Source organism: Paraburkholderia sp. BL9I2N2, from assembly GCF_004339745.1.
GTDB lineage: Bacteria > Pseudomonadota > Gammaproteobacteria > Burkholderiales > Burkholderiaceae > Paraburkholderia.
Genome location: NZ_SMGP01000001.1, coordinates 4,327,978 through 4,350,798 on the forward strand (window position 1 = coordinate 4,327,978; position 22,821 = coordinate 4,350,798).

20 protein-coding genes are annotated in these 22,821 nt (G+C 63.2%); 13 read left to right on the top strand and 7 right to left on the bottom strand.

Features of this window, described 5'->3' with window-relative positions; genetic code table 11:
- Positions 1-174 precede the first annotated feature (174 nt).
- Positions 175-336 carry a hypothetical protein gene (locus B0G74_RS45825; RefSeq protein ID WP_012434883.1) on the top strand — a complete coding sequence of 54 codons (162 nt, stop codon included), beginning with the start codon at positions 175-177 and terminating at the stop codon, positions 334-336.
- Between the two features lie 89 nt (positions 337-425).
- Here B0G74_RS45825 and B0G74_RS19760 read toward each other — a convergent pair whose 3' ends face one another.
- Positions 426-749, bottom strand: a complete 324-nt coding sequence (locus B0G74_RS19760; RefSeq protein WP_132376462.1) for an ecotin precursor — start codon at positions 747-749, stop codon at positions 426-428.
- A gap of 321 nt (positions 750-1,070) precedes the next feature.
- On the opposite strand from B0G74_RS19760, the gene B0G74_RS19765 reads away from it, so the two are divergent.
- From B0G74_RS19765 to B0G74_RS19795, 7 genes are all read left to right on the top strand, one after another.
- Positions 1,071-2,696, top strand: coding sequence for a methyl-accepting chemotaxis protein (locus B0G74_RS19765; protein ID WP_132376463.1), 1,626 nt, complete (start codon positions 1,071-1,073; stop codon positions 2,694-2,696).
- A gap of 64 nt (positions 2,697-2,760) precedes the next feature.
- Positions 2,761-3,225: a chemotaxis protein CheW gene (locus B0G74_RS19770; RefSeq protein WP_132376464.1), complete on the top strand. Its 465-nt coding sequence runs from the start codon at positions 2,761-2,763 to the stop codon at positions 3,223-3,225.
- The gene (locus B0G74_RS19775; RefSeq protein ID WP_132376465.1) at positions 3,222-4,631 is read left to right on the top strand and encodes a CheR family methyltransferase; all 1,410 of its coding nucleotides are present in this window, start codon (positions 3,222-3,224) and stop codon (positions 4,629-4,631) included. The genes B0G74_RS19770 and B0G74_RS19775 overlap by 4 nt, the downstream gene beginning before the upstream one ends.
- Positions 4,624-5,304 carry a chemotaxis protein CheW gene (locus B0G74_RS19780; protein WP_132376466.1) on the top strand — a complete coding sequence of 227 codons (681 nt, stop codon included), beginning with the start codon at positions 4,624-4,626 and terminating at the stop codon, positions 5,302-5,304. The genes B0G74_RS19775 and B0G74_RS19780 overlap by 8 nt, the downstream gene beginning before the upstream one ends.
- A complete protein-coding gene (locus B0G74_RS19785; protein ID WP_132376467.1) occupies positions 5,301-7,727 on the top strand; it encodes a hybrid sensor histidine kinase/response regulator in 2,427 nt (808 codons plus the stop codon). Before B0G74_RS19780 ends, B0G74_RS19785 begins: the two co-directional genes overlap by 4 nt.
- 17 nt (positions 7,728-7,744) lie before the next feature.
- Positions 7,745-8,761: a chemotaxis response regulator protein-glutamate methylesterase gene (locus tag B0G74_RS19790; RefSeq protein WP_132376468.1), complete on the top strand. Its 1,017-nt coding sequence runs from the start codon at positions 7,745-7,747 to the stop codon at positions 8,759-8,761.
- A gap of 60 nt (positions 8,762-8,821) precedes the next feature.
- A complete protein-coding gene (locus B0G74_RS19795) occupies positions 8,822-9,910 on the top strand; it encodes a diguanylate cyclase (protein WP_132376469.1) in 1,089 nt (362 codons plus the stop codon).
- Between the two features lie 116 nt (positions 9,911-10,026).
- On the opposite strand, the gene mdeB is transcribed toward B0G74_RS19795, so the two are convergent.
- The gene (mdeB, locus tag B0G74_RS19800; protein ID WP_132376470.1) at positions 10,027-12,774 is read right to left on the bottom strand and encodes an alpha-ketoglutarate dehydrogenase; all 2,748 of its coding nucleotides are present in this window, start codon (positions 12,772-12,774) and stop codon (positions 10,027-10,029) included.
- Positions 12,775-12,926: 152 nt separating this feature from the next.
- Between mdeB and B0G74_RS19805 the strand changes: the two genes are divergently transcribed.
- On the top strand, positions 12,927-13,454 hold the full coding sequence (locus B0G74_RS19805; RefSeq protein WP_132376471.1) for an Lrp/AsnC family transcriptional regulator: 528 nt from the start codon (positions 12,927-12,929) through the stop codon (positions 13,452-13,454).
- A gap of 20 nt (positions 13,455-13,474) precedes the next feature.
- Here B0G74_RS19805 and B0G74_RS19810 read toward each other — a convergent pair whose 3' ends face one another.
- Positions 13,475-14,287, bottom strand: a complete 813-nt coding sequence (locus B0G74_RS19810) for an SDR family oxidoreductase (RefSeq protein WP_132376472.1) — start codon at positions 14,285-14,287, stop codon at positions 13,475-13,477.
- Positions 14,288-14,468: 181 nt separating this feature from the next.
- Here B0G74_RS19810 and B0G74_RS19815 point away from each other — a divergent pair, with 181 nt between their 5' ends.
- Together B0G74_RS19815 and B0G74_RS19820 are read left to right on the top strand one after the other, a co-directional pair.
- Complete coding sequence (locus tag B0G74_RS19815) at positions 14,469-15,404, top strand: GlxA family transcriptional regulator (RefSeq protein WP_132376473.1); 936 nt, start codon at positions 14,469-14,471, stop codon at positions 15,402-15,404.
- A 68-nt stretch (positions 15,405-15,472) separates the two neighbouring features.
- Entirely contained in the window at positions 15,473-15,898 is a 426-nt protein-coding gene (locus tag B0G74_RS19820) for an HIT family protein (RefSeq protein WP_106284957.1), read from the top strand.
- 416 nt (positions 15,899-16,314) lie between these two features.
- On the opposite strand, the gene B0G74_RS46715 is transcribed toward B0G74_RS19820, so the two are convergent.
- Positions 16,315-16,767 (bottom strand): hypothetical protein, encoded by a 453-nt coding sequence (locus tag B0G74_RS46715; protein ID WP_243658233.1) that lies wholly within the window; start codon positions 16,765-16,767, stop codon positions 16,315-16,317.
- Between the two features lie 10 nt (positions 16,768-16,777).
- On the opposite strand from B0G74_RS46715, the gene speG reads away from it, so the two are divergent.
- Positions 16,778-17,320: a spermidine N1-acetyltransferase gene (speG, locus tag B0G74_RS19830; RefSeq protein WP_132376474.1), complete on the top strand. Its 543-nt coding sequence runs from the start codon at positions 16,778-16,780 to the stop codon at positions 17,318-17,320.
- A 455-nt stretch (positions 17,321-17,775) separates the two neighbouring features.
- Positions 17,776-18,114 (top strand): hypothetical protein, encoded by a 339-nt coding sequence (locus tag B0G74_RS19835; RefSeq protein ID WP_132376475.1) that lies wholly within the window; start codon positions 17,776-17,778, stop codon positions 18,112-18,114.
- 264 nt (positions 18,115-18,378) lie between these two features.
- On the opposite strand, the gene B0G74_RS19840 is transcribed toward B0G74_RS19835, so the two are convergent.
- From B0G74_RS19840 to araG, 3 genes are all read right to left on the bottom strand, one after another.
- On the bottom strand, positions 18,379-20,112 hold the full coding sequence (locus B0G74_RS19840; protein WP_132376476.1) for an IlvD/Edd family dehydratase: 1,734 nt from the start codon (positions 20,110-20,112) through the stop codon (positions 18,379-18,381).
- A gap of 38 nt (positions 20,113-20,150) precedes the next feature.
- Positions 20,151-21,155 (bottom strand): L-arabinose ABC transporter permease AraH, encoded by a 1,005-nt coding sequence (gene araH, locus B0G74_RS19845; protein WP_132376477.1) that lies wholly within the window; start codon positions 21,153-21,155, stop codon positions 20,151-20,153.
- Between the two features lie 70 nt (positions 21,156-21,225).
- Positions 21,226-22,773, bottom strand: coding sequence for an L-arabinose ABC transporter ATP-binding protein AraG (gene araG, locus B0G74_RS19850; protein ID WP_132376478.1), 1,548 nt, complete (start codon positions 22,771-22,773; stop codon positions 21,226-21,228).
- Positions 22,774-22,821: the final 48 nt, after the last annotated feature.

Here is a 22,821-nt window from a genome sequence, read left to right on the forward strand (position 1 = left end):
CTCACTCCAAACTCAACTAATTGTTCAAAATAGTAAATTCAATTTCTCACTAGGTTTCAAAGGTGAGGAATAACGGACGGATGAGCATCCGCCAAAATCGCATCACATGGTCCTTTTCTCCCGCGTTTCATCGCCTAAACTGTAGGGTGGACGCAACTCGATACGGAGGCTCCCATGTCTGAATCGTTGATCGCTTATCTGCTGGGGCCTGCTGTCATGCTGCTGGTCGGCGTCGCTATCTGGGCCGCGTCCCACTACCACCAGAAGACAAAGCCGCAAAGACTCGAGCGCTGGCTCGACACGCACTATGCGGAGTGGCTGCATCACAGGCACTGAGTCGCGCATTTGAAATGAAAAGGCCGTCGCGTAACACGACGGCCTTTTTGCCTGTGGCGCGCGCAAAGATGCGCGCGCTCCACGATTGATTACCAACCCGGCTGCGGTTGCGGATACCCGTATTGCTGCTGCGGCGGCGCACCGCACGCCACATAGGCACGTTGGTATTGGTCATAGCAGTATCCCGGCGGCGCTTGCGCATAGACCGGCGCGGGCTGATACGCCGGCTGCGCGTACACAGGCTGCTGGTAAGCCACCACCGGCGCTGGATTCAGCGCCGAGGTCACCACCGCCCCGAGCACGGCGCCGCCGATCAGCGCACCGACGACATCTCCGCCATTACCGTGCGCCGACGCTTGACCCGCCACGCTCAGACTTCCCACCATCACCAACGCCACTGCGATCTTTTTCATGTTTGACTCCCCGCCGTTCAGGCATGGAACAGATTGTGGCTGGCGCGCGCAGAAATAGATGCTGCAAGTGGTAACCGGACATTACCCATGTAACGCGGCACGCGGCGTTGCAGGGCAATGCGCGCGCAAGCGCTACCACTGGCACCTCCACCGAATCCAGCCTGATACCCGCTACCCCATTCCACCGATCAATGTAAAATCCGCCGCATAACCTGTCGGATAAATCCGGCAACTCGCCAAGCTCTCCGGCCCGTCGATCGCAGGATCGGACCACGTCGACAACACGGGTCGAGACAAGCGAAAAAAGTAAGGGGCGTGCGCGTGAAACAATGGACCATCCGGCAACGGATTCTGTGCAGCTTCGGGATCGTGCTGATCGTGATGCTGGCAATGGCAATCGTCACCTTCCAGCAGCTTGGCGGCATCGATCGCGACGCGAAGAGCCAGCAGCAGGACTCGATGCCCGGCCTCTACTACGCGACCGCGATGCGCGCGGCCTGGTTCGAGAATTACAGCGTCACGCAACGCCTCATCTACGTCGACGCGGACGCCAATTCCGTCAAGCGCGACACCGCACGTTTGCAGGAAACCCAGCAAACGCTTCAGAAGCTTATCAACGACTACGGCGTGACCATCGTCCGCGACGTCGATCGTGAGGTCTTCAACGATTTCCGCCAGCAACAGGCGCAGTACCTGCCGATCCAGGCTTCGGTGCTGGACAACCTGCCGGCATCGAAAGACAACGCCGAGCGCATCTTCAACACGCAACTTACGCCGCTCTGGGAAACCGGCCGCCTCTCCGTGCGCAAGCTGGTCGACGACAACAAGAGCTATGCCGACCAGGCCGCTGAAAGCATCCGCAACTCGGTCGAGACGACCGGCATCGTGATGCTGGTGATGCTGCTGATCGCCGTCGTCGTCGCCGTGCTAGCCGGCTACTGGCTGTTGCGCGCCGTCACCACGCCGATGGCCAAAGTGCTGCAAGTCGTCGACGTGATGCGCACGGGCGACCTGACCCAGCGCCTGCAACTGAATCGCGCCGACGAAATCGGCGCGCTCGAAGCGGGCTTTAACCGTATGACCGATGAACTCACCGCGCTGGTCGGCCAGGCGCAAAAATCGGCGGTACAGGTGACGACATCGGTGACGGAAATCGCCGCGACCTCACGCGAGCAGCAAGCCACCGCGAACGAAACCGCCGCCACCACCACCGAGATCGGCGCGACCTCGCGTGAAATCTTCGCGACCTCGCGCGACCTGCTGCGCACCATGAACGAAGTCTCGGAAGTGGCCGGCCAGTCGGCGGCGCTCGCGGGCACCGGCCACGCCGGTCTCGCACGCATGGAAGAAACCATGCGTCTCGTAATGGAAGCGGCCGGCTCGGTCAACGCGAAGCTCGCAATCCTCAACGAGAAGGCCAGCAACATCAACCAGGTCGTCGCCACCATCACCAAGGTCGCGGACCAGACCAACCTGCTCTCGCTGAACGCGGCGATCGAAGCGGAGAAAGCCGGCGAATACGGCCGCGGCTTCGCGGTCGTGGCAACGGAGATCCGCCGCCTCGCCGATCAGACCGCCGTGGCGACTTACGACATCGAACAGATGGTCAAGGAGATCCAGTCCGCAGTGGCCGCCGGCGTGATGGGCATGGACAAGTTCTCCGAAGAAGTGCGGCGTGGCATGCTCGACGTGCAGAACGTCGGCGGTCATCTCACGCAGATCATCCAGCAGGTGCAGCAACTCGCGCCGCGCTTCTCGATGGTCAACGAAGGCATGCAGACGCAGGCCACCGGCGCCGAGCAGATCACCCAGGCGCTGACGCAGCTCTCGGAGGCCGCCCAGCAGACGGCGGAATCGCTGCGTCAGTCGACCCAGGCGATCGACGATCTGACGCACGTCGCCAACAGTCTGCGCACGGGCGTGTCGCGCTTCAAGGTGACGGCCTGACGCGCCACGGCGCGCTGATCGAAGCCGACACTCGCACACCCTTCCACCGCCCACGCACACGTCGATGCTCTTCATCCTCTTCACGCTCGATAGCGAACGGTATGTGATCGACGCGACGCAGGTGGAGCGTCTGATGCCGCTCACGCCGCAGTCGCCGCCGAAGACGATCCCCGGCGCGCCGTCGTGGGTGGCGGGCGTGCTCGATCACGAAGGCGCGCCGCTGCCGCTGATCGATCTGCCGGCGCTCGCGCTCGGCCGTCCCGCCGCGCAACTGATGTCGACGCGCATCGTGCTGGTGCGCTATCTGCATGCGGGTACGACGCGCTTGCTCGCGCTGCTGCTCGAAGGCGCAACGCGCACCATTCGTCTGGACGCGGCGGCGTTTCAGGATGCCGGTCTCGACATGCCGCACGCGCGTTATCTCGGCCCGGTCGCGAGTGAAGCGGGTGGCCTCGTGCAGTGGATCCGCGTCGAGCATCTGCTGCCCGACGACGTCAAAGCGCTCCTCTTTCCCGAGGCGCACGCATGAACGCGCAGCACGACAACGCGCCGCTCTACCGACGCTTTGCGGAACTGTTGCATCGGACCATCGGGCTCGATGCGGCATCGCTCGGCCATAGTGCGATCGAGCGCGCGGTCGACCAGCGCGTGGCGGCGTGGTGTGCGGACGGTCACGCCGAGGCCACGCTCGCCGACTATTGGGAAGCCGCGCAATGTTCGCCTTCGATGGTGCAGGCGCTGATCGAAACGGTCGTCGTGCCGGAAACCTGGTTCTACCGCGACGCCGACGCGTTCAAGACACTCGCGCGGCTCGCGCATGCGCGTCTCGCCGAGCGCGGTAACGCATTGCCGCTACGCGTCCTGAGCCTGCCCTGCTCGACCGGCGAAGAACCGTACACGATCGCGATGACGCTGCTCGACTCAGGCATCGACGCCGCGCAGTTGCGCATCGACGCAATGGATATCAGCGACCGTTCGCTCGCCGTCGCGCAACGCGCTGTCTACGGACGCAATTCGTTTCGCGGCAATGCGTTTCCGTTTCGCGACGCGCACTTCACGCGCACCGAAGACGGCTGGCGTCTCGCGCCGCGCGTCGTCGACGCAGTGCGTTTTTCGCGCGCCAATCTGATGCAGCTCGATGCATCGTCGCTTGGCGTCTACGACTTCGTGTTCTGCCGCAACGTGCTGATTTACTTCGACCGCGAGGCGCAGCAAAAAGCCTTGCAGGCGCTCAATAGCGTGCTCGCCGAAAACGGCACGCTGTTCGTCGGCCCCGCGGAAACCGGGCTGCTGATGCGTTACGGCATGCAGTCCGCGAAGATCCCACTGGCGTTCGCGTTTCATCGCGGCGCGCCCGAGCAAGCGCAGTTGAATAGCTGGCACACTGCGCCGCTCGCCACTGCTGCCGCGCTCGCGATGACGCGTTCACAGGTGCCGGCGCTTGCTCCGCCACACGTGTTTTCCGCGCAGCCTTTTGCGTGGCCCGATCCGGTTGCGCGCACGCCGTTCAATGGTGTGACGCCGTTCACGCCGCGTTACAGCGTCGCGCCGTACATGCGCGAGACGTCGACGCCCGCTCCGCCGCCGGCACACAACCCGCTGTCGCCGGCGGTCAACGCAGCACGCGACACATTGAAGGCCGCGCACGCGCTAGCCGACGCCGGCCGTCTCGCGGAAGCCGCCACGGCGATCAACGCCTATCTGGAACACCACGCCCCGCACGCCGATGCGTTTTATCTGCTCGGCGTCCTGGCCGATGCCAACGGTGATGCGAACCTCGCACGCAGCCAGTATCGCAAGGCGCTGTATCTCGACCCTCAGCATGCGGAAGCGCTCGCGCATCTCGCGACGTTGCTCGAACTCGAAGGCGATCGCGACGGCGCACGCCTGCTAATGCAACGCGTGTCGCGCGCGCAAGGGGCGCAACGTGGCTGAAGCGCAGACGGTGACCTTCGACGATTGCTGGAACCGCATCGGCGTGCGCGGCGATTCGTCATGCGAGCGTCTTGTCGAATACGTGCGCTGCCTGAATTGTCCGGTGTTCGAAACGGCCGCGGCCAAACTGCTCGAACGGCCGATCCCGTCGGTGGATCTCTCGCAGCACGACCTGCGCGCGCCGGTGCAATCGCAGCAGAATGTGCAAGGCGCGAGCGAATCGTTCCTCGTCTTTCGCATCGGCGACGAATGGCTGGCGCTGCCCACGCCGATCTTCAAACGCATCGTGCAGACGCGGCCGATTCATACGTTGCCGCATCGGCAGCATCGCGCGGTGCTGGGCGTGGTGAATGTGCAAGGCGAGTTGCTGGTGTGTCTGTCGCTCGCGCACCTACTCGGTTTCGAAGCCGACGCCGCCGCACGCGACGATCGCGCGCGTCACGATCTGCCGCGTTTGCTGGTGGTCTCGCGCGCTGAAGAACACGCGGTGTTCCCGGTGGATCAGGTCGACGGCGTGCACCGGATTGCGACGGCAAGTTTTTGCTTGCCGCCCGCCACGCTTTCGCAAGCGGCGGCCGCGCATACGCGCGCAGTCGCGCCGTGGCGCGGCATGAGCGTCGGCCTGCTCGACGCCGACGCACTCTTCGATACCTTGAACCGGAGTCTCGGATGACGGACGATCCACGCCGCCCGTCGCTGATCGATCTGTTCCGCGAAGAAGCGCGGACCCAGGCGCGCGTGCTCAATGACGGCCTGCTCGCGCTCGACCGTGCACCGCGCGATGCCGGCGCGCTCGAGGCCTGCATGCGGGCCGCGCATTCGTTGAAGGGCGCGGCGCGTATTGTCGGCGTGCAGGTCGGTGTCGAACTCGCGCATGCCATGGAAGATTGCTTCGTCGCCGCGCAGGAAGAGCGTGCGTTGCTCGACGCCGCATGGATCGACGAGTTGCTGCGCGGGGTGGATATCGTCGCGCGCATCGGCAATGATGAAGACGAGTCGGCGCGTGACGCGGTCGGCACATGTGTCGCGTCGTTGCAGGCGCGTATGGCGGGCGTGGTGCCGCATAGCGTGGCGGTGCGGCGGGATGTGGCGCCGCCGGCAGCCGCGCCGCTTGAACCCGCGCGCAGCACTGCCGCCGAACCGCCAACAGCCTCAGTCGCCACGATACCTTCGGGCTCAAGTTCGGACGCAGACGCAGACCCGGACGCCGCATTCAATCTGCTAGCCGATGCGCTGCGCGCCGAAGCGACACCGGCCTCCACCGCGCCACCGCCCACACCGGACGGTACGCCTGCCACGACACCCGCGTCGAACAGCGCGCGAGGCACAAGCACCACAACCACCGAACCCGGCCGCATGCTGCGCGTGCGCGCCGACAACCTCGACCGCCTGCTGTCGCTATCCGGCGAATCGTTGGTCGAATCGCGCTGGCTAAAACCTTTCGCGCAATCGATGCTGCGCGTCAAGCGCGTCCAACGCGACAGCACTCGCGCGCTGGATCAACTGCACGAAACGCTCGCCGACCTCAAGCTCGATCCGCGCGCGCAAGCCGCGCTTGAAGAAGTTCGCCGCCTCACCGCCGAATCGCAGCATCTGCTGGCCGAACGTCTCGCCGATCTGGAAAGCTTCGACCGTCGCTCGACCCATCTGTCGCAGCAACTCTACGACGCCGCCCTGCAATGCCGCATGCGCCCATTCGGCGACGGCACCGGCGGACTCGCGCGAATGGTGCGCGACGTCGCGCGTTCGCTCGGCAAGAAGGTGCGTTGGCAGTTGGTCGGCGAATCGACTCAGGTGGACCGCGACATTCTCGATCTGCTCGAAGCGCCGCTTGGCCATATGCTGCGCAACGCGCTCGACCACGGCATCGAAACACCCGCCGTGCGCCTCGCGCACGGCAAGCCGGAAGAAGGCACGCTCACGCTCGACGCCCGTCACACAGCCGGCGCGCTGCTCATCACCGTTTCCGACGACGGCGCGGGCGTCGACCTCGACGCCTTGCGCGCGTCGATCGTCCGCAAGAAACTCGCGAGCGACGAAACGGCCGCGCGTCTGTCCGAAGGCGAGCTGCTCGAATTCCTGTTCCTGCCGGGCTTCTCGCTACGCGATCAGGTGACCGAGGTCTCGGGCCGCGGCGTCGGACTCGACGCGGTGCACGACGTCGTCAAACGCGTGCGCGGCACGGTGCGAATCACGCACGAACCCGGCCTCGGCACGCGCGTGCAATTGCAGTTGCCGCTGACGCTCTCGGTGATCCGCAGTCTGTTGGTCGAAGTCGCGGGCGAGCCATACGCGGTGCCGCTCGCGCATGTGAACCGCACGCTGCACGTGAGCCGCGCCGAGATCGAATTGCTCGAAGGTCATCAGCACATCGCGTTTTCCGGCCGGCGCATCGGCGTGGTCACTGCGCATCAGATTCTCGACACCGCGCCGCCCGCGGATGAAAGCGGCACCGTCAGCATGATCGTGATCGGCGACGGCCCGCAAACCTACGGCGTGGTGGTCGACCGTTTTCTCGGCGAGCGGATGCTGGTGGTGCAACCGCTCGATCCTCGTCTCGGCAAAATCCGCAACATCACCGCCGGCGCGCTGATGGAGAACGGCGATCCGGTGCTGATCGCCGACGTCGACGACTGGCTGCGCTCCGTCGAAAGGCTCGTTGCGGGCGGCGATCTCAAGCATACGCAACATGGCGTCGCGCACGCGGCTCAGCGCGCCACGCGCCGCGTGCTGGTGGTCGACGATTCGCTCACCGTGCGCGAACTCGAACGCAAGCTGCTGGCCACGCGCGGTTATGACGTGACGATCGCCGTCGACGGCATGGACGGCTGGAACGCCGTGCGCGGCGAGCGCTTCGACCTCGTCATCACCGATATCGACATGCCGCGCATGGACGGTATCGAGCTGGTCACGCTCATCAAACGCGATCCGCAGTTGCAGTCGCTGCCGGTGATGATCGTGTCGTACAAGGATCGTGAAGAGGACCGCCGCGCCGGGCTAAACGCGGGCGCGGACTACTATCTGGCGAAAGGCGGTTTTCATGACGAAGCACTGCTCGATGCGGTGCGCGATCTGATCGGCGAAGCTTACGGTTAAACCTACGGGTAAAACGGATGAAAATCGGAATCGTCAACGACATGCCGCTCGCCGTGGAGGCGCTGCGTCGAGCGCTCGCGGCGCGCCACGACTTCGAGGTGCTGTGGATCGCGCAGGACGGCCAGCAGGCGGTCGATTTCTGCACCGCGCAACGGCCCGACATCGTGCTGATGGATCTGGTGATGCCGAACGTCGACGGGATCGAGGCCACGCGCCGCATCATGGCGCGCGCGCCCTGCGCGATCCTGATCGTTACCGTCGATGTGGGCGCGAACGCGTGGCGCGTTTACGAAGCGATGGGGGCGGGCGCGCTCGACGCCGTCGATACGCCCTCGCTGAACGGTCCCGATGCGCACAAGAGTATCGGCACGCTGATCACGAAGATCGACCGCATCGCGGCGCTCGTCAAGGAACGCAATGCGCCCGGCACGGCGGCCGCGGCAACGCCCGCCTGCTTGACGAACCGCGACACGCCGCTAGTGGCGATCGGCGCATCGGCGGGCGGACCGGCGGCACTTGCCACGCTGCTCGCCGGTTTGCCGAAGGATTTTGCGGCGGCCATCGTCATCGTGCAGCACGTCGATGCGGCGTTCGCCGCCGGCATGGCGGACTGGCTGAACCAGCAATCGGCGTTGCCCGTGCGAATCGCCCGCGAAGGCGACCGGCCGCAAGCGGGCGTCGCGTTGCTCGCCGCCACCGACGATCATCTGCATCTGAAATTGCCCAACGTGCTCGGCTACACGCCCGTGCCGGAAGAGACGCCTTACCGGCCTTCCGTCGACGTGTTTTTTCACAGCGTGGTGGCGCGCTGGCCGGCGCGCGCGGTCGGCGTGCTGCTCACCGGCATGGGCCGCGACGGCGCGATCGGCCTCAAGGCGATGCGCACTAAGGGCTATCACACGATCGCGCAGGACGAGGCGACCAGCGCCGTGTATGGCATGCCGAAAGCGGCCGCGGCGCTCGACGCCGCCGCCGCGATCCTGCCATTGCCGCGCATCGCCGCCGCACTTGCGACGGCGGTCAACTCGCGCTAGCCGCTCACTCGCCGCCTATGAGCCGCTTCGATTCACTCACATTCATTCTGGCTGAACAACATGGACACTCCTAAACCGCATCAGGACACCGCCGCGCAGGACTTCGCGTCGGACGCGGCGGACGCTCCCAATCTCGCGATCGATGACGCTTTGGCGCGCATCCTCGGCAATCCGCCCGCGGCGGAGTGCCCGATCATGGTGTTGCTGGTCGACGACCAGGCGATCATCGCCGAGGCGATTCGCCAGGCGCTGGCCGACGAAGCGAGCGTCGACTTTCACTACTGCGCGTCGCCTGAAGACGCACTGCGCTGCGCTGCGGAAACGCGTGCGACGGTGATCCTTCAAGACCTCGTGATGCCGGGCACGGACGGTCTCACCCTCGTGCGCCAATATAGGCAGAATCCGGCGACGCGCGACATTCCGATCATCGTGCTGTCGACCAAGGAAGAGCCGCTCGTGAAAAGCGCGGCCTTCGCCGCCGGTGCCAACGATTATCTGGTGAAGCTGCCGGACCGCATCGAGTTGATCGCGCGCATCCGCTATCACTCGCGCTCGTATCTGAACCTGATTCAACGCGACGAGGCCTATAAGGCGCTGCGTCAATCGCAGCAGCAATTGCTCGCGACGAATCTGGAGTTGCAGCGACTCACGCATTCGGACGGCCTGACGGGCCTGTCGAATCGCCGCTACCTCGATCAATATCTGGCCGCCGAATGGCGTCGCAGCACGCGCGACAAGACCGGCCTCGGCTTTCTGATGATCGATGTGGATAACTTCAAGGCGTACAACGATACCTACGGGCACGTCGCCGGCGACGAAGTGCTCAAGCGGGTCGCGCAAACCGTCGAGTCGTGCCTCGGGCGCTCGGCCGATCTCGCGGCGCGCTTCGGTGGCGAAGAGTTCGCGGTGGTGGTGCCGGGCACGTCGGCGGGCGGCTTGCGTCTGCTCGCGGAAAAGATCCGCATTGCAATCGAAGGGCTGGCGATTCCGCATGCGGGCTCCGCGACCGGCGGCGTGACGATCAGCATCGGCGCGGCGACGCTCGTGCCTTCGGCCGCCGAGCCGGTGACGAAGCTGATCGAAGCGGCTGACGTCGGCTTGTATCGAGCGAAGCGGGATGGGAAGAATCAGGTGGCGGTCAGCGATTGATCGTTGCGGATGCGGTTCTACTACCGTGCAATGAAAGCGCGCCCTTTGCAGGGCGCGTTTTCACTTGCAGCGATAGCCGTAGCAGTGCGTTAGTCGGTTTCTAACGCATGCGCTTTCTAGCATTGCCAGGACGCCGCGCCGACCGCTGCGTCGCCGAGGTACTTGCTGCGTGCTTCAACAAGCACGCTTGCGTCGATGGCGCCCTCGTCGGCCAGCGCCTTCAGCGCGGCGATCACGATCGCCTTGCGGTCCACTTCGAAGAATTCACGCAGCGCCTGACGCGTGTCACTGCGTCCGAAACCGTCGGTACCGAGCGTCACATAACGGCGTGGCACGTATGCGCGAATCAGTTCGGGCACGGCACGAACATAATCCGTGGCGGCGATGACCGGGCCTTGCGACGCTTCGAGCGCGTGCGTGACGTACGGCGCCGAAGTCGCTTCGCCAAGACGCGCGAGCCGTTCTGCCGCCATGCCGTCGCGCTGCAACTCGGTGAAGCTCGTCACGCTCCACACTGCAGCGTCGATGCGCCAGTCGTCCTTCAACATCTGCTGAGCCGCAATGACTTCACCGAGAATCGCACCCGCGCCGAGCAATTGCACCCGAGCTTGCGTGCTCTCCTGCCCCTGAGCTTGCGCCGCCAGCGGATAAATGCCCTTCAGAATGCCTTCGCGCAACGCCGGCAAGTCGCCGCCCGGCACCGAAGGCTGCGCGTAGTTCTCGTTCATCACCGTGACGTAATAGAACACGTCGCGCTGCTGCTCGACCATCTCCCGCATACCCTCGTCGACGATCGCGGCAACCTCGTACGCGAACGCCGGGTCGTAAGCGCGGCAGTTCGGAATCGTCGATGCCGCCAGATGGCTCGAGCCGTCCTGATGCTGCAACCCCTCGCCGCCGAGCGTCGTCTTGCCCGACGTCGCGCCGATCAGGAAGCCGCGCGCACGTTGATCCGCCGCAGCCCAGATCAGATCACCGATGCGCTGGAAGCCGAACATCGAGTAGTAGATGTAGAACGGCAGCATCGGCAGATCGTGCACGCTGTACGACGTCGCCGCCGCGATCCATGACGACACCGCGCCGGCTTCCGAAATGCCCTCTTCCAGAATCTGGCCTTTCGTATCCTCACGGTAGTAAAGCATCGAGCCGAGATCTTCCGGCTCGTACAACTGCCCGAGCGGCGAATAGATACCGACCTGGCGGAACATGTTCGCCATGCCGAAGGTGCGCGCCTCGTCGGCGACGATCGGCACCACGCGCGGGCCCACTTCCCCGTCCTTGAGCAACGCGGTCAGCATGCGGACCAGCGCCATTGTCGTGGACATGTCGCGGCCATTCGCGTCCAGCGCGAATTGGCCCCAGGAGGACACCGGCGGGACGGTCAGCCCCTTCGATGCAACTCTCCGCCTTCTGGGCAGATAGCCTCCGAGAGCCGCCCGGCGTGCATGCAGGTATTGCATTTCCGGGCTCTCTTCCGCGGGTTTGTAGAACTTCACCTGTTCGACGTCCTCGTCCGTGAGCGGCAAGCGGAAGCGATCGCGAAACGCCTTGAGGTCGTCGAAGCCAAGTTTCTTTTGCTGATGCGTGGTCATGCGGCCCTGGCCCGAGGTGCCCATGCCGAAGCCCTTCATCGTCTTCGCGAGAATCACCGTCGGCTGGCCGCGATGGTCGAGCGCCTTCGCGTAGGCCGCGTGCAGTTTGCGCACGTCGTGGCCGCCGCGGCGCAGGCGGTCGATGTCGTCATCGCTCAATTGGGCGGCGAGCGCGGCAAGCTCCGGATTCTGGCCGAAGAAGCGTTCGCGGTTATAGGCGCCGTCGTTCGCCGAGAAGGTCTGGAACTGACCGTCCACGGTATGCGCGAACGCGCGCAGCAAGGCGCCGGTGCGATCGCGCGAAAACAGCGCGTCCCAGTCCGAGCCCCACACTACTTTGATCACATTCCAGCCGGCGCCGATGAAGTGCGCTTCCAGTTCATCGATGATGCGGCCGTTGCTGCGCACCGGACCGTCGAGCCGCTGCAGATTGCAGTTGATCACGAACACGAGGTTGTCGAGCCCCTCGCGCGCGGCCAGCGAAAGCGCGCCGGTCGATTCCGGCTCGTCCATTTCGCCGTCGCCGAAAAAGCCCCACACCTTGCGGCCTTCTGTTTGCACGAGGCCGCGATTGGCCAGGTAGCGCATGAAACGCGCTTGATAAATCGCGTTGATCGGGCCGATGCCCATCGAGCCAGTCGGGAACTGCCAGAAGTCCGGCATCAGCCACGGATGCGGATACGAGCACAAGCCCGGTCCGCCGATCTCGCGACGGTAGTGCTGGAGGTTTTCCTCCGAGAGAAAGCCTTCGAGGTAAGCCCGCGCATAAACACCCGGCGACGAATGCGGCTGGAAGTACACGAGGTCGCCCGTGCCCTCTTCCCCGCCAGGTGCGGCCGCGCGAAAAAAATGGTTGAAGCCGACCTCGAACAGATCCGCCGCCGACGCGTAACTCGCAATATGCCCGCCGAGTTCGCCGTAGGCCTGGTTCGCGCGCACCACCATCGCGAGCGCATTCCAGCGCAGCGCGGCGGCGAGCCGTTCTTCGAGTTCGAGATTGCCCGGATAGCGCGGCTGTTGCTCGAACGGGATCGTGTTCTGGTACGGCGTGACGTTGGTGCGCGCCGATTCAACACCCAGCGAAAGCGCATGGCTCGCAAGTTTGTCGAACAGAAACTGCGCGCGGTCGCGGCCGACATGCGCGACGACCGCGTCGAGCGCTTCCAGCCACTCGGCGGTTTCCTGCGGATCGGCGTCCGCCTGCTCCGCGCTTTCAACACGCTGCGCATTCAACGACTTCAACTGCTCGCTACCGCTGGACAAATCCGTCATGGCACCACTCCCGCTTCGACGTGTTCGGTTCAAGATCGAGTGAGTCAATGGTAACCATGTGCCCACAAAATGAGCGTCTCATTTGCTTGTGATCCCGCGCTGCGATAGGCTATTTATTCCGAATTTCGCCATTACGATGGAATATTTCATCTATGACCACGCCACCCAGGCGGCTCGACCGCATCGACATCGGCATCCTGAGCCAGTTGCAGCAGAACGCGCGCATCACCAATGCGGATCTGGCGCGCTCGGTGAACCTGTCGCCCACGCCGTGCTTCAACCGCGTGCGGGCGCTCGAAAAGCTCGGTCTGTTCAAGCAGCAGGTCACGTTGCTGAACCCGGAGCCGCTCGGGCTGCGCATCAACGTGTTCATTCAGGTGAGTCTGGAAAAGCAGGTGGAAGACGCGCTGCTGCGCTTCGAACAGGCGATCTCGGAGCGTCCCGAGGTGATGGAGTGCTACCTGATGACGGGCGACGCCGACTATCTGCTGCGCGTGGTGATGCCGGATATGCAGACGCTGGAGCGCTTCATCGTCGATCATCTGACGAAGATTCCGGGCATCTCCAATATTCGCTCGAGCTTTGCGCTCAAGCAGGTGCGTTACAAGACGGCGCTGCCGCTGCCGTCGTCGGGATTGACGCTGGTCGATCCCGACGACGTGTCGACTGACTGGCGCTAAGGCTTTCCGCCCGCTCAGCTTTATGCCGTGGCGGCGCCGCTCGTGTAGCGTGCGGCCGGCAGCTTGTGCGACAGGTTCGGCTGCAGCTGCTGACGTGCGCTGTTGAAGCGCTCCCAGTCCGCCGCGTCCGGCAACGACGGAATCGTCACCAGTTCGCCGTGGTCGAGGCCGGCGAGCGCGGCGTCCACCATGTCTTCGGCGGTCATCACGATCTGTTGCGGCAGATGTTCGACCGCGAGGCCCGCGCGGTCCCAGAATGCGGTGCTGGTCGCGCCCGGCAAAACCGCCTGCAACTGCACACCCTTGCCGCCCACTTCGTGATGCAGCGACTGCGTCAGGTTGAGCACGTAGGCCTTGGTGCCGCTGTAAGTGCCGTTCAACGTTTCCGGCGACAGCGCCACGATCGACGAAATATTGATCACGATGCCGTTGCCCCGCTCCACCAGGCCCGGCACGACCGCTGCCGTCAGACGCGTGAGCGCGGTCACGTTCAGGGCGATCATTTTTTCGAGCTCGTCCACGTTCGAGTCGATCAGCGAGGCGGTCGCGCCGACGCCCGCGTTGTTGACCAGCATCGTGATGCCACGGTCCGCGCGCAGCCGTTCTTCGATGCGGCGCACGTCGGCTTTGACGGTGAGGTCCGCGCCGATCGTCTCGACATGGCGGCCGGTTTCCGTCTTCAGACGATCGGCCAGACTGTTCAGCCGCTCGACGTCGCGCGCCACCAGAATCAGGTCGTAGCCGCGCCGCGCAAGGCGGTCCGCATACACTGCGCCGATCCCCGACGATGCGCCCGTCACCAATGCCGTTCCTTTGCCTGCTTGCGTTGCCATTTGAATCTCTCCTTGCGGGCGTGGCGCCTCGCGCCTGTGCCCTGTCCGATGAATGAATGGGAAAACCGGAAAACCTCCGCCACCGCGCCGTTGTTTGCGGTATTGCGGTGTTGACGAGGCAAGTCTAGGCGCGTAGCCTGTTGTCTCAAATGTCGTATTTACCTCGTTTTAGGACATCGCAATGAGACACGTCGGCGTGGTGGTTTTTCCCGGCTTCCAGATCCTCGATATGGTCGCGGTCTCGATCTTCGAGCTGGCCAACCTGGAGGCCGGCCAGCCTGAGTACGACGTGGAGGTAATTTCCGAGCATGGCGGCATGGTGCGCAGCTCGGCGGGCGTGGAGATCGCCACCCGCCCGTTCGACGATCCGGCGTATGACACTGTGGTGGTCACTGGCGCGATGCAGATCGCGCCGTCGTCGCCGGGATTGCTGGCGTTTCTGAACGAGGCGCTCGCCGCGTCGCGACGCACCGCCAGCATCTGCACCGGCGCGTTCGTGCTGGCCGAGGCCGGGATTCTCGACGGCCGCCACGCCACGACCCATTGGATTCACGCTCGCGATCTGCAGCGGCGCTTTCCGCAAACGCGCGTGGACGAGGACCGCATCTTTATCATCGACGGGTCGGTGTGGACGTCGGCCGGCATGACGGCGTGCATCGATCTGTGTCTGGCGCTCGTTGAAAACGATCTCGGCGTGGAGGTGTCGCGCGCGATCGCCAAGAAGCTCGTGGTGTATCACCGCCGCACCGGCGGCCAGTCGCAGTTCTCGGCCATGCTGGACCTGGAGCCGAAATCCGACCGCATCCAGAACGCGCTCTCTTACGCCAAGAGTCATCTGCGCGAGCCGTTGACGGTCGAACAGCTCGCCGACGTCGCGCATCTCAGCCCGCGCCAGTTCAGCCGCGCGTTTCGCGACGAAACCCGTCAATCGCCGGCCAAAGCCATCGAGGCATTGCGCGTCGAAGCCGCGCGCGCCATGCTGGAAGCGGGCCGCCATTCCATGGAGGCGGTGGCCGCGGAAACCGGTTTCGTCGATACCGAACGGATGCGGCGCGCCTTTCTGCGCGCGTACGGTCAGCCGCCGCAAGCGATCAAACGCGCGGCGCGCGTGATGTAACACATGTGATGGACAATATCGGCAACAGCGCTTTACCCGATATGACCTTCCACCATGAGAGGAACGCGATGAACTACGACGACAGCAATCCCTTCGCAAGGATTCTGCGTGGCGAACTACCCTGCATCAAGGTGGCCGAAACCGATGCCGCCCTCGCCTTCATGGACCTCATGCCGCAAGCGGACGGCCATCTGCTGGTGGTGCCGAAGGAAGCCGCCGCGGAGATTTTTGAATTGTCGGATGCTTCGACGGTGGCGTGCATGCGCATGACCCAGAAGCTCGCGATTGCGGTGCGCGCCGCGTTGCGGCCGGACGGCGTGTTCATTGGCCAATTCAATGGCGCCGCTGCGGGACAAACGGTGCCGCATGTGCATTTTCACGTGATCCCGCGCTGGGAAGGCCAGCCGCTGCGCATGCATGCGCGCGATGTCGCCGACGCGGACACGCTCGAAGCGCTCGCCAAACGCATTCGCTCGCATTGGCGTGCCGACTGACGCGGCGCGTGGCGCGGTTCTGTGCTCCGTCATGCGCCGTAATAAGTGTAAAAGCCGCTGAAACCAGCGGTGCGTGCCGCGCGGCTAGACTGGTACTTGCCTTGTACCTACAAGGCATTGAGTGTGGATCTCTTTTGGCCTGCCCGAAACGGCAGGCTTTTTTATTGGCGCGCTTGCGCGTGGCCTGACCGCTGCGCTTACGGCGCGCGGTAAAAAGCCCGCACGCGGCGGGTTTCATTTCCTGGCGATGGTACGGTGTCGGCCGTGATGCGGCGTCGGCACACGGCGGCAATGCTTTTAGCAGACGACCACCAAACACCCTTGCACACGAATCCCCTGCTCAATCGGCCGCCATGTTGGTCGATTCGTGCAGTGCAGCACGCAGGAGAGGCAATCCGCTGGCAAACGTAAACGTGTCACAGACGATGCCGCGAGCGGCGCAGCGGATGCCGCCAGTCGATGCGGCGCGGTTTCACGGGCATCGGACGCATGTCGTGCAGGTGCCGGTGTTCCTGCCACAATTCGTCGGAGAAAAGAAATGCGACGATCAGCAGCGGAATGACCAGAAAGACGCCCAATATCAAGTTCTCGATCACGGTGGCCTCCGATTGCAGGAGCATGATTTCATTGTAGAGCACCGCGCGTACCCGTACCGTGCCGCGCGCCTCACAATCGCCACGATCGAGCCGAACACAGGCCTGCGACAACGCGACGCCCTTTACTCGCCGGACCCGCCTGCCGCCTGGTTTATCGCAAGAAAGCGCCGTGCGGGCGCGAGAGCTTGCAAGAACTCCCCGCACCGCGCCCTGACTAACTGGAAAGCGCGTGAGCCTGCAGCGAACGCGCGCATCCAAACCAATAATTCTCAAGGGGAATCCAATGACGACCGAACGTAGCAGCGAACTCACCCTGCGCCCGCTCGAGCGCACCGATCTGCGCTTCGTCCATGAAGTGAACAACAACGCGAAAATCATGCGTTACTGGTTCGAGGAGCCGTACGAAACCTTCTCGGAACTCACCCAGCTTTACGACCAGCACGTGCACGACCTGCGCGAGCGGCGCTTCGTGGCGATCGACAACGAGGGGCAGACCGTCGGCGTGGTCGAACTGATCGAACTGGACTATATCCATCGACGGGGTGAGTTTCAGATCATCATCGCGCCGCATGCGCAAGGCCGCGGCTACGCAACCCTCGCCACCCAGCTCGCGACGGACTATGCGTTTTCAGTGCTGAACCTGCGCAAGGTCTATCTGATCGTCGACAAGTCGAATACGGCGGCAATCCACGTCTACGAAAAGTGCGGCTTCAGGCACGAGGCCGAGCTGATCGAGGAATTTTTCGGCAATGGCAGCTATCACAACGCCTTGCGGATGTGCATGTTCCAGTCCGAGTTCTTCGAGGCCAATCGACACGTCGATTGACCCCCGCGAATGCGCATAGGACTGCCGTTTGGCAGACCCTGTGTGCAGCGCTCCTCACACCTGGCACCATTTATCTTCTGCAAACACACCGTTATTTCGTGATTTCGGTTTAGTCGGTTGAATGACTTTGTGTGCAATGCACCAAGTATGTCGATTAAATGTAGCAAATCACTTAATTGTCGCCCCTCGTTTACGCGAACACGCGTCGCAAAGCTTTGCTGGTTAAAGCGGCGTGCCCTGCTCGTCTTTTAGTTATCCGTTTCAATCACGACTAATTAACCCATTGCTCAACGATTAAGCAGGTGCGATGGACGGTGCGACAATTCGCCGCTGTTGCGACCGCACACAAGATGTGCTTGTCGTTCTCTCGCATTCTCCTAAAGTGCAAGATGCGGGTTCAATCTTAAAGTTAAATACATAGCTAACCTGAGTATCCACCCGCACCGGAGGAAAATATGAAAATGCGAGTCGCCCTTGTTTTCGCCATTGCGGGATTGGCTGCCGCCACTGTTCAGGCGCAAGACGTCATGATCAAGCCGCAGCAAACCATCCAGTTCAAGGCTAATGCCTATGGTTGCCTGTCGAAGGATAAACTCGACGCCGCCGACCAGCATGCGCAAGCCGGTGAACAGCAAAAGATGCAGGAGTTCTTCTCCGGATATCAATGCGTTTCGACACCGGAAAACTCGAGTTTCCGCGTCGTCCGCGTGGTCGGTCACGACGTCGAATTCGTGAATTCGGGTAATAGCGATACGCAAGGCCTTTGGGCAAACGATCGATTCATCAAGCAATAAGCTGGACCCTGACATTCCGGCGAAAACGCCGGAATGTGATTTTGCGCGCCTGTGCGCCCCGTCCTCTGACTTAATAAGTCGGAGGGGGTGAACCTGTGGGTTAAAAATCGGCTGGGCATGAAAATGCTTGGCCGTTTTTATTTGCGCGCGTTAGCTTCGCTTTGACACGGACAGAAAAAAGCCGATGCGGATTGTCTGAATCCGCATCGGCAGTACGCCTTCTCGCAAAGCGCAGGGAACAACCGTTAGCTCACTACGAGCCGATCAATGCGAATCGCGCGGCACCGGAGCGCCGCTCGATCCAACCAGGAAGTCCAGATCCGCGCCCTGATCCGCTTGCAGCACATGTTCGACATAGAGCTTGTAGTAGCCGCGTTTGGGCGCCTCGGGCGCCTGCCATGCGGCGCGCCGGCGCGCGAGTTCCTCGTCGGTGACGTCGAGATGCAGGCGGCGCGCTTCGACATCGAGTTCGATCATGTCGCCGGTCTGCACGAACGCGAGCGGCCCGCCTGCTGCCGCTTCCGGCGACACGTGCAGCACCACCGCGCCGTACGCCGTCCCGCTCATGCGGCCGTCGGAAATGCGGACCATGTCCGTAATGCCCTTTTGCAGCACTTTTTTCGGCAGCGGCATATTGCCGACTTCCGCGAAGCCCGGATAACCCTTCGGCCCCGCGCCCTTGAGCACCATGATGCAATGCTCGTCGATATCGAGCGACTCGTCGTCGATCTTCGCGTGCAGTTCCTCGATGTTCTCGAACACTACCGCTCGACCGCGATGTTTGAGCAACGCCGCGGTGGCCGCCGACGGCTTGATCACTGCGCCATTCGGCGCCAGGTTGCCCTTGAGCACCGCGATGCCGGCCTTCGGCTTGAACGGCTCGGCGAACGTGGTGATGACTTTCTCGTCGTGATTCGGCGCGTTGCGCACATTGTCCCAGAGGGTCTTACCGTTCACGGTCAGCGCTTCTTTATGCAAGAGCCCCTGTTCGCCGAGTTGCTTCAACACCGCCGGCAAACCGCCCGCGTAGTAAAAGTCCTCCATCAGATATTCACCGGACGGTTGCAGGTTCACGAGACACGGCACGTTCGAACCCAGTTCCCAATCTTCTAGCGACAACTCCACGCCAATCCGCTTGGCCAGCGCGATCAGATGAACGACCGCATTGGTCGACCCGCCGATCGCCGCATTCGTGCGAATCGCGTTTTCGAATGCCTGGCGCGTCAGGATCTTGTCCATCGTCAGATCCTCGCGAACCATATCGACGATGCGCCGGCCCGCGAGATGCGCGAGCACCTGACGGCGCGCATCGACCGCGGGAATCGCCGCGTTGTGCGGCAAGCCCATGCCGAGCGATTCGACCATCGAGGCCATCGTCGACGCCGTGCCCATCGTCATGCAGTGACCGCGCGAGCGGTTCATGCACGACTCGGCTTCGGTGAACTCTTCCTGCGTCATCGTGCCGGCGCGCACCTCCTCGGACATCTGCCAGACACCTGTTCCCGAGCCGATGTTCTTGCCGCGAAACCGGCCATTGAGCATCGGTCCGCCGGACACGGCCAGCGCCGGCAGATTGCACGACGCCGCGCCCATCAGCAGCGCGGGCGTGGTCTTGTCGCAACCCACAAGCAGAATCACGCCGTCCATCGGATTGCCGCGAATCGACTCTTCGACATCCATCGAGGCCAGGTTGCGAAACAGCATCGCCGTAGGCCGCAAATTGGTCTCGCCCAACGACATCACCGGAAACTCGAGCGGCAAGCCGCCCGCTTCATGCACGCCTTTCTTCACGTATTCCGCCAGCTCGCGAAAATGCGCGTTGCACGGCGTCAATTCTGACCACGTATTGCAGATGCCGATCACCGGACGTCCGTCGAATTCGTCGTGCGGAATACCCTGGTTTTTCATCCACGAGCGATGCAGAAAACCGTCGCGGTCCTTGAGGCCGAACCACGCCTGGCTGCGCAGCGGCTTTTTAGTCTGATTCGAATCAGCCATGAAATCTCCTGTTGGCAAACATGGGGCGGGGGCGCGCGTCAGTGCACGCGTTTGCTGCGGCGGAACTGATCGAACAGCACCGCCAGCAGCAGGATCCCGCCGCGAATGAGGTATTGGTAGAAGGTCGGCACGTTCAGCAGGCTCATGGCGTCCTGCACCGAGCCCATGATCAGCACGCCGACCAGCACGCCGGAAATCGTCGCGACGCCGCCCGTAAGCGAGACGCCGCCGAGCACGCACGCCGAGATCACACCGAGTTCGAGGCCGACAGAAGTCTTCGGGTCACCCAGGCTCATACGTGACGCAAGCATCACGCCTGCAAACCCGGTGACGAGGCCCTGCAATACGAACACTGTGATCTTGATGCGCGTCACCGGCAAGCCGGCCAGCAACGCCGCCTCGCTATTGCCGCCGACGGCCAGCACGTTCTTGCCGAACACCGTTTTCTTCAGCAGAAATCCGAACAGCACGAAGCCGACGATGTTGCTCCAGATCGGATACGAAATGCCGAGGAACGCGCCGCCGCCGAGGTCGAAGAAACGCTCTTCGGAGATCATCACGGCGTCGCCGTTCGACGTGATGTAGGCGAGGCCGCGCACGACTTCCATCATGGCGAGCGTGACGATCAGCGAGTTGATCTTGTAGCGCGCGACCAGCACGCCGTTGACGAGTCCGACCGCGCCACCCGCGAGCACGCCGGCCGCGACGCCGAGCATCACGCTATGCGTCGCAGTGATCAGCGTGGACGCCACCACACCCGCGAACGCGACGATCGACGCCACCGACAAATCCACTTCGCCGAGCGCGAGAACGAACATCATCGTCACCGAGATCGAACCGATCAGCGTGACGGAGAGCAGCAAGCCCTGGATGTTTCGCGAGCTTAAAAAATCCGGCACGGTGAACGACAAAACCGCGAACAGAATCACGAACACCATCACGATGCCGGACTTGTTGATCAGGTCCCAGGTACGCGCGGCACGCGCGCTCAGGCCCGCTGAGGCGACGGCTGGGGTCGAGGAATCGGTTGAGGGTGTATGCATGGTTTGTATTCCGTTTCAATGGCGCGATTCGATTCAATTGCCTTCGTGGTGTCGAGGATGTGCGGCGGCGTCAGCGGGGCAGGGCGAGCTTGATCAGCGCATCCGGCGTGGCCTGCGCCTTGGGCAGATCGCCGACGATGCGGCCTTCCTTCATCACGATCACGCGATCCGCCACGCCGATCACTTCGGCCAGATCGCTCGACACGACGATCACCGTGCGGCCCGCTTCGGCGAGCCCGTACAGCAACCCATAAATCTCGCTGCGCGCGCCGACGTCGATGCCGCGCGTGGGTTCGTCCATCAGGAACACGTCGATGTCTTCGGCAAGCCAGCGCGACAGAATCACCTTCTGCTGATTGCCGCCGGAGAGTGTGCCGATCGGCGTTTCGCCATTGCGCGTCTTGATCGCGAGCTTGCCGATGAACTCTTTGGCGGTCTGCGCTTCCTTGCGGCCGTTGAGCACATTGAAGCGGCTGAAATGGCGGCGGCAACTGATGTTGAGGTTGTCCGATACGGAGGCGATCGAGACAATGCCTTCCTGCTTGCGATCTTCGGGACACAGCGCCACGCCCGCGCGCACGGCGTCGCGCGGTGTGGCAAAGTGCACGCGCTCGCCTTTGAGCGTGATCTCGCCGGAAGCCGGTTTGACCGCGCCGTAGATGAGCTTCATCAACTCGGAGCGACCCGCGCCGACGAGTCCAAAGAAGCCGACGATCTCGCCTTTGCGCGCCGCGAATGAAGCCGGTTCGCGCAGGCCGCGCCCCATCAATTCCTTGACGTCGAGTTGCACGTCGCCGAGATCGCGCGAGCGATAGCCGTACACGTCGGCGATCGAACGGCCCACCATGCAACTGATCAAGCGATCGCGATCGAGTCCTTCACCTGCTTCGAACGTATCGATGCGGCGGCCGTCGCGAAACACGGTCACGCGATCGCACAGCTCGTAGACTTCATCCATTCGATGCGTGACGTAGATGATCGCGCGACCCTCGGCCTTCAACGCGCGAATGATCCGGAACAGTTGCGTCGTCTCACGCGACGACAGTGAGCTGGTCGGTTCGTCAAACGCGATCACGCGTGCATCGCGCATCAGCGCCTTGCCGATTTCGATCATTTGCCGCTGGCCGATCGAAAGATTCTTCACTTGCTGCGACGGATCGATCTTTTCGCCGAGCCGTTCCAGCTCGCGCACGGCGCGCGCTACCAGCGCTTTTTCGTCCAGTATGCCGAAACGATTCGGCAGGGCGCCGAGCATCAGGTTTTCCGCGACCGTCAGTTCCGGCACCAGATGCAATTCCTGATAGATGATCGCCACGCCGGCGGCGATCGCGGCCTTCGTCGTGGTGAACTGCTGTTCGACGCCATCGAGCGACAAGGTGCCCGCCGCGGGTTGATTCACGCCGGACAACACCTTGAGCAGCGTCGATTTGCCGGCGCCGTTTTCGCCCATCAAGCCGTGCACTTCACCGCGCCGCACTTCGAGCGACACCTGGTCGAGCGCGAGCACGCCGGGAAAGCGCACGGTGATGCCGTCGAGCCGCAGATACGGCTCGGTGGACGCGAGCGCAGGCGAGGGCGCCGCTTCAGCGGTGGGGGACTCGGTGTGTGAAGACGTCATCGAAAAACCTCAAGCTGGTGAACAACCTGTGCGGGCCGCTCCCGCGTG

Excerpts from the sequence above, each read along its gene's own strand:
- B0G74_RS45825 (WP_012434883.1), top strand. The coding sequence starts at position 175 with ATGTCTGAATCGTTGATCGCTTATCTGCTGGGGCCTGCTGTCATGCTG.
- B0G74_RS19760 (WP_132376462.1), bottom strand. The coding sequence starts at position 749 with ATGAAAAAGATCGCAGTGGCGTTGGTGATGGTGGGAAGTCTGAGCGTG.
- B0G74_RS19770 (WP_132376464.1), top strand. The coding sequence starts at position 2,761 with ATGCTCTTCATCCTCTTCACGCTCGATAGCGAACGGTATGTGATCGAC.
- B0G74_RS19775 (WP_132376465.1), top strand. The coding sequence starts at position 3,222 with ATGAACGCGCAGCACGACAACGCGCCGCTCTACCGACGCTTTGCGGAA.
- B0G74_RS19785 (WP_132376467.1), top strand. The coding sequence starts at position 5,301 with ATGACGGACGATCCACGCCGCCCGTCGCTGATCGATCTGTTCCGCGAA.
- B0G74_RS19790 (WP_132376468.1), top strand. The coding sequence starts at position 7,745 with ATGAAAATCGGAATCGTCAACGACATGCCGCTCGCCGTGGAGGCGCTG.
- B0G74_RS19795 (WP_132376469.1), top strand. The coding sequence starts at position 8,822 with ATGGACACTCCTAAACCGCATCAGGACACCGCCGCGCAGGACTTCGCG.
- mdeB (WP_132376470.1), bottom strand. The coding sequence starts at position 12,774 with ATGACGGATTTGTCCAGCGGTAGCGAGCAGTTGAAGTCGTTGAATGCG.
- B0G74_RS19805 (WP_132376471.1), top strand. The coding sequence starts at position 12,927 with ATGACCACGCCACCCAGGCGGCTCGACCGCATCGACATCGGCATCCTG.
- B0G74_RS19810 (WP_132376472.1), bottom strand. The coding sequence starts at position 14,287 with ATGGCAACGCAAGCAGGCAAAGGAACGGCATTGGTGACGGGCGCATCG.
- B0G74_RS19815 (WP_132376473.1), top strand. The coding sequence starts at position 14,469 with ATGAGACACGTCGGCGTGGTGGTTTTTCCCGGCTTCCAGATCCTCGAT.
- B0G74_RS19820 (WP_106284957.1), top strand. The coding sequence starts at position 15,473 with ATGAACTACGACGACAGCAATCCCTTCGCAAGGATTCTGCGTGGCGAA.
- speG (WP_132376474.1), top strand. The coding sequence starts at position 16,778 with ATGACGACCGAACGTAGCAGCGAACTCACCCTGCGCCCGCTCGAGCGC.
- B0G74_RS19835 (WP_132376475.1), top strand. The coding sequence starts at position 17,776 with ATGAAAATGCGAGTCGCCCTTGTTTTCGCCATTGCGGGATTGGCTGCC.
- B0G74_RS19840 (WP_132376476.1), bottom strand. The coding sequence starts at position 20,112 with ATGGCTGATTCGAATCAGACTAAAAAGCCGCTGCGCAGCCAGGCGTGG.
- araH (WP_132376477.1), bottom strand. The coding sequence starts at position 21,155 with ATGCATACACCCTCAACCGATTCCTCGACCCCAGCCGTCGCCTCAGCG.
- araG (WP_132376478.1), bottom strand. The coding sequence starts at position 22,773 with ATGACGTCTTCACACACCGAGTCCCCCACCGCTGAAGCGGCGCCCTCG.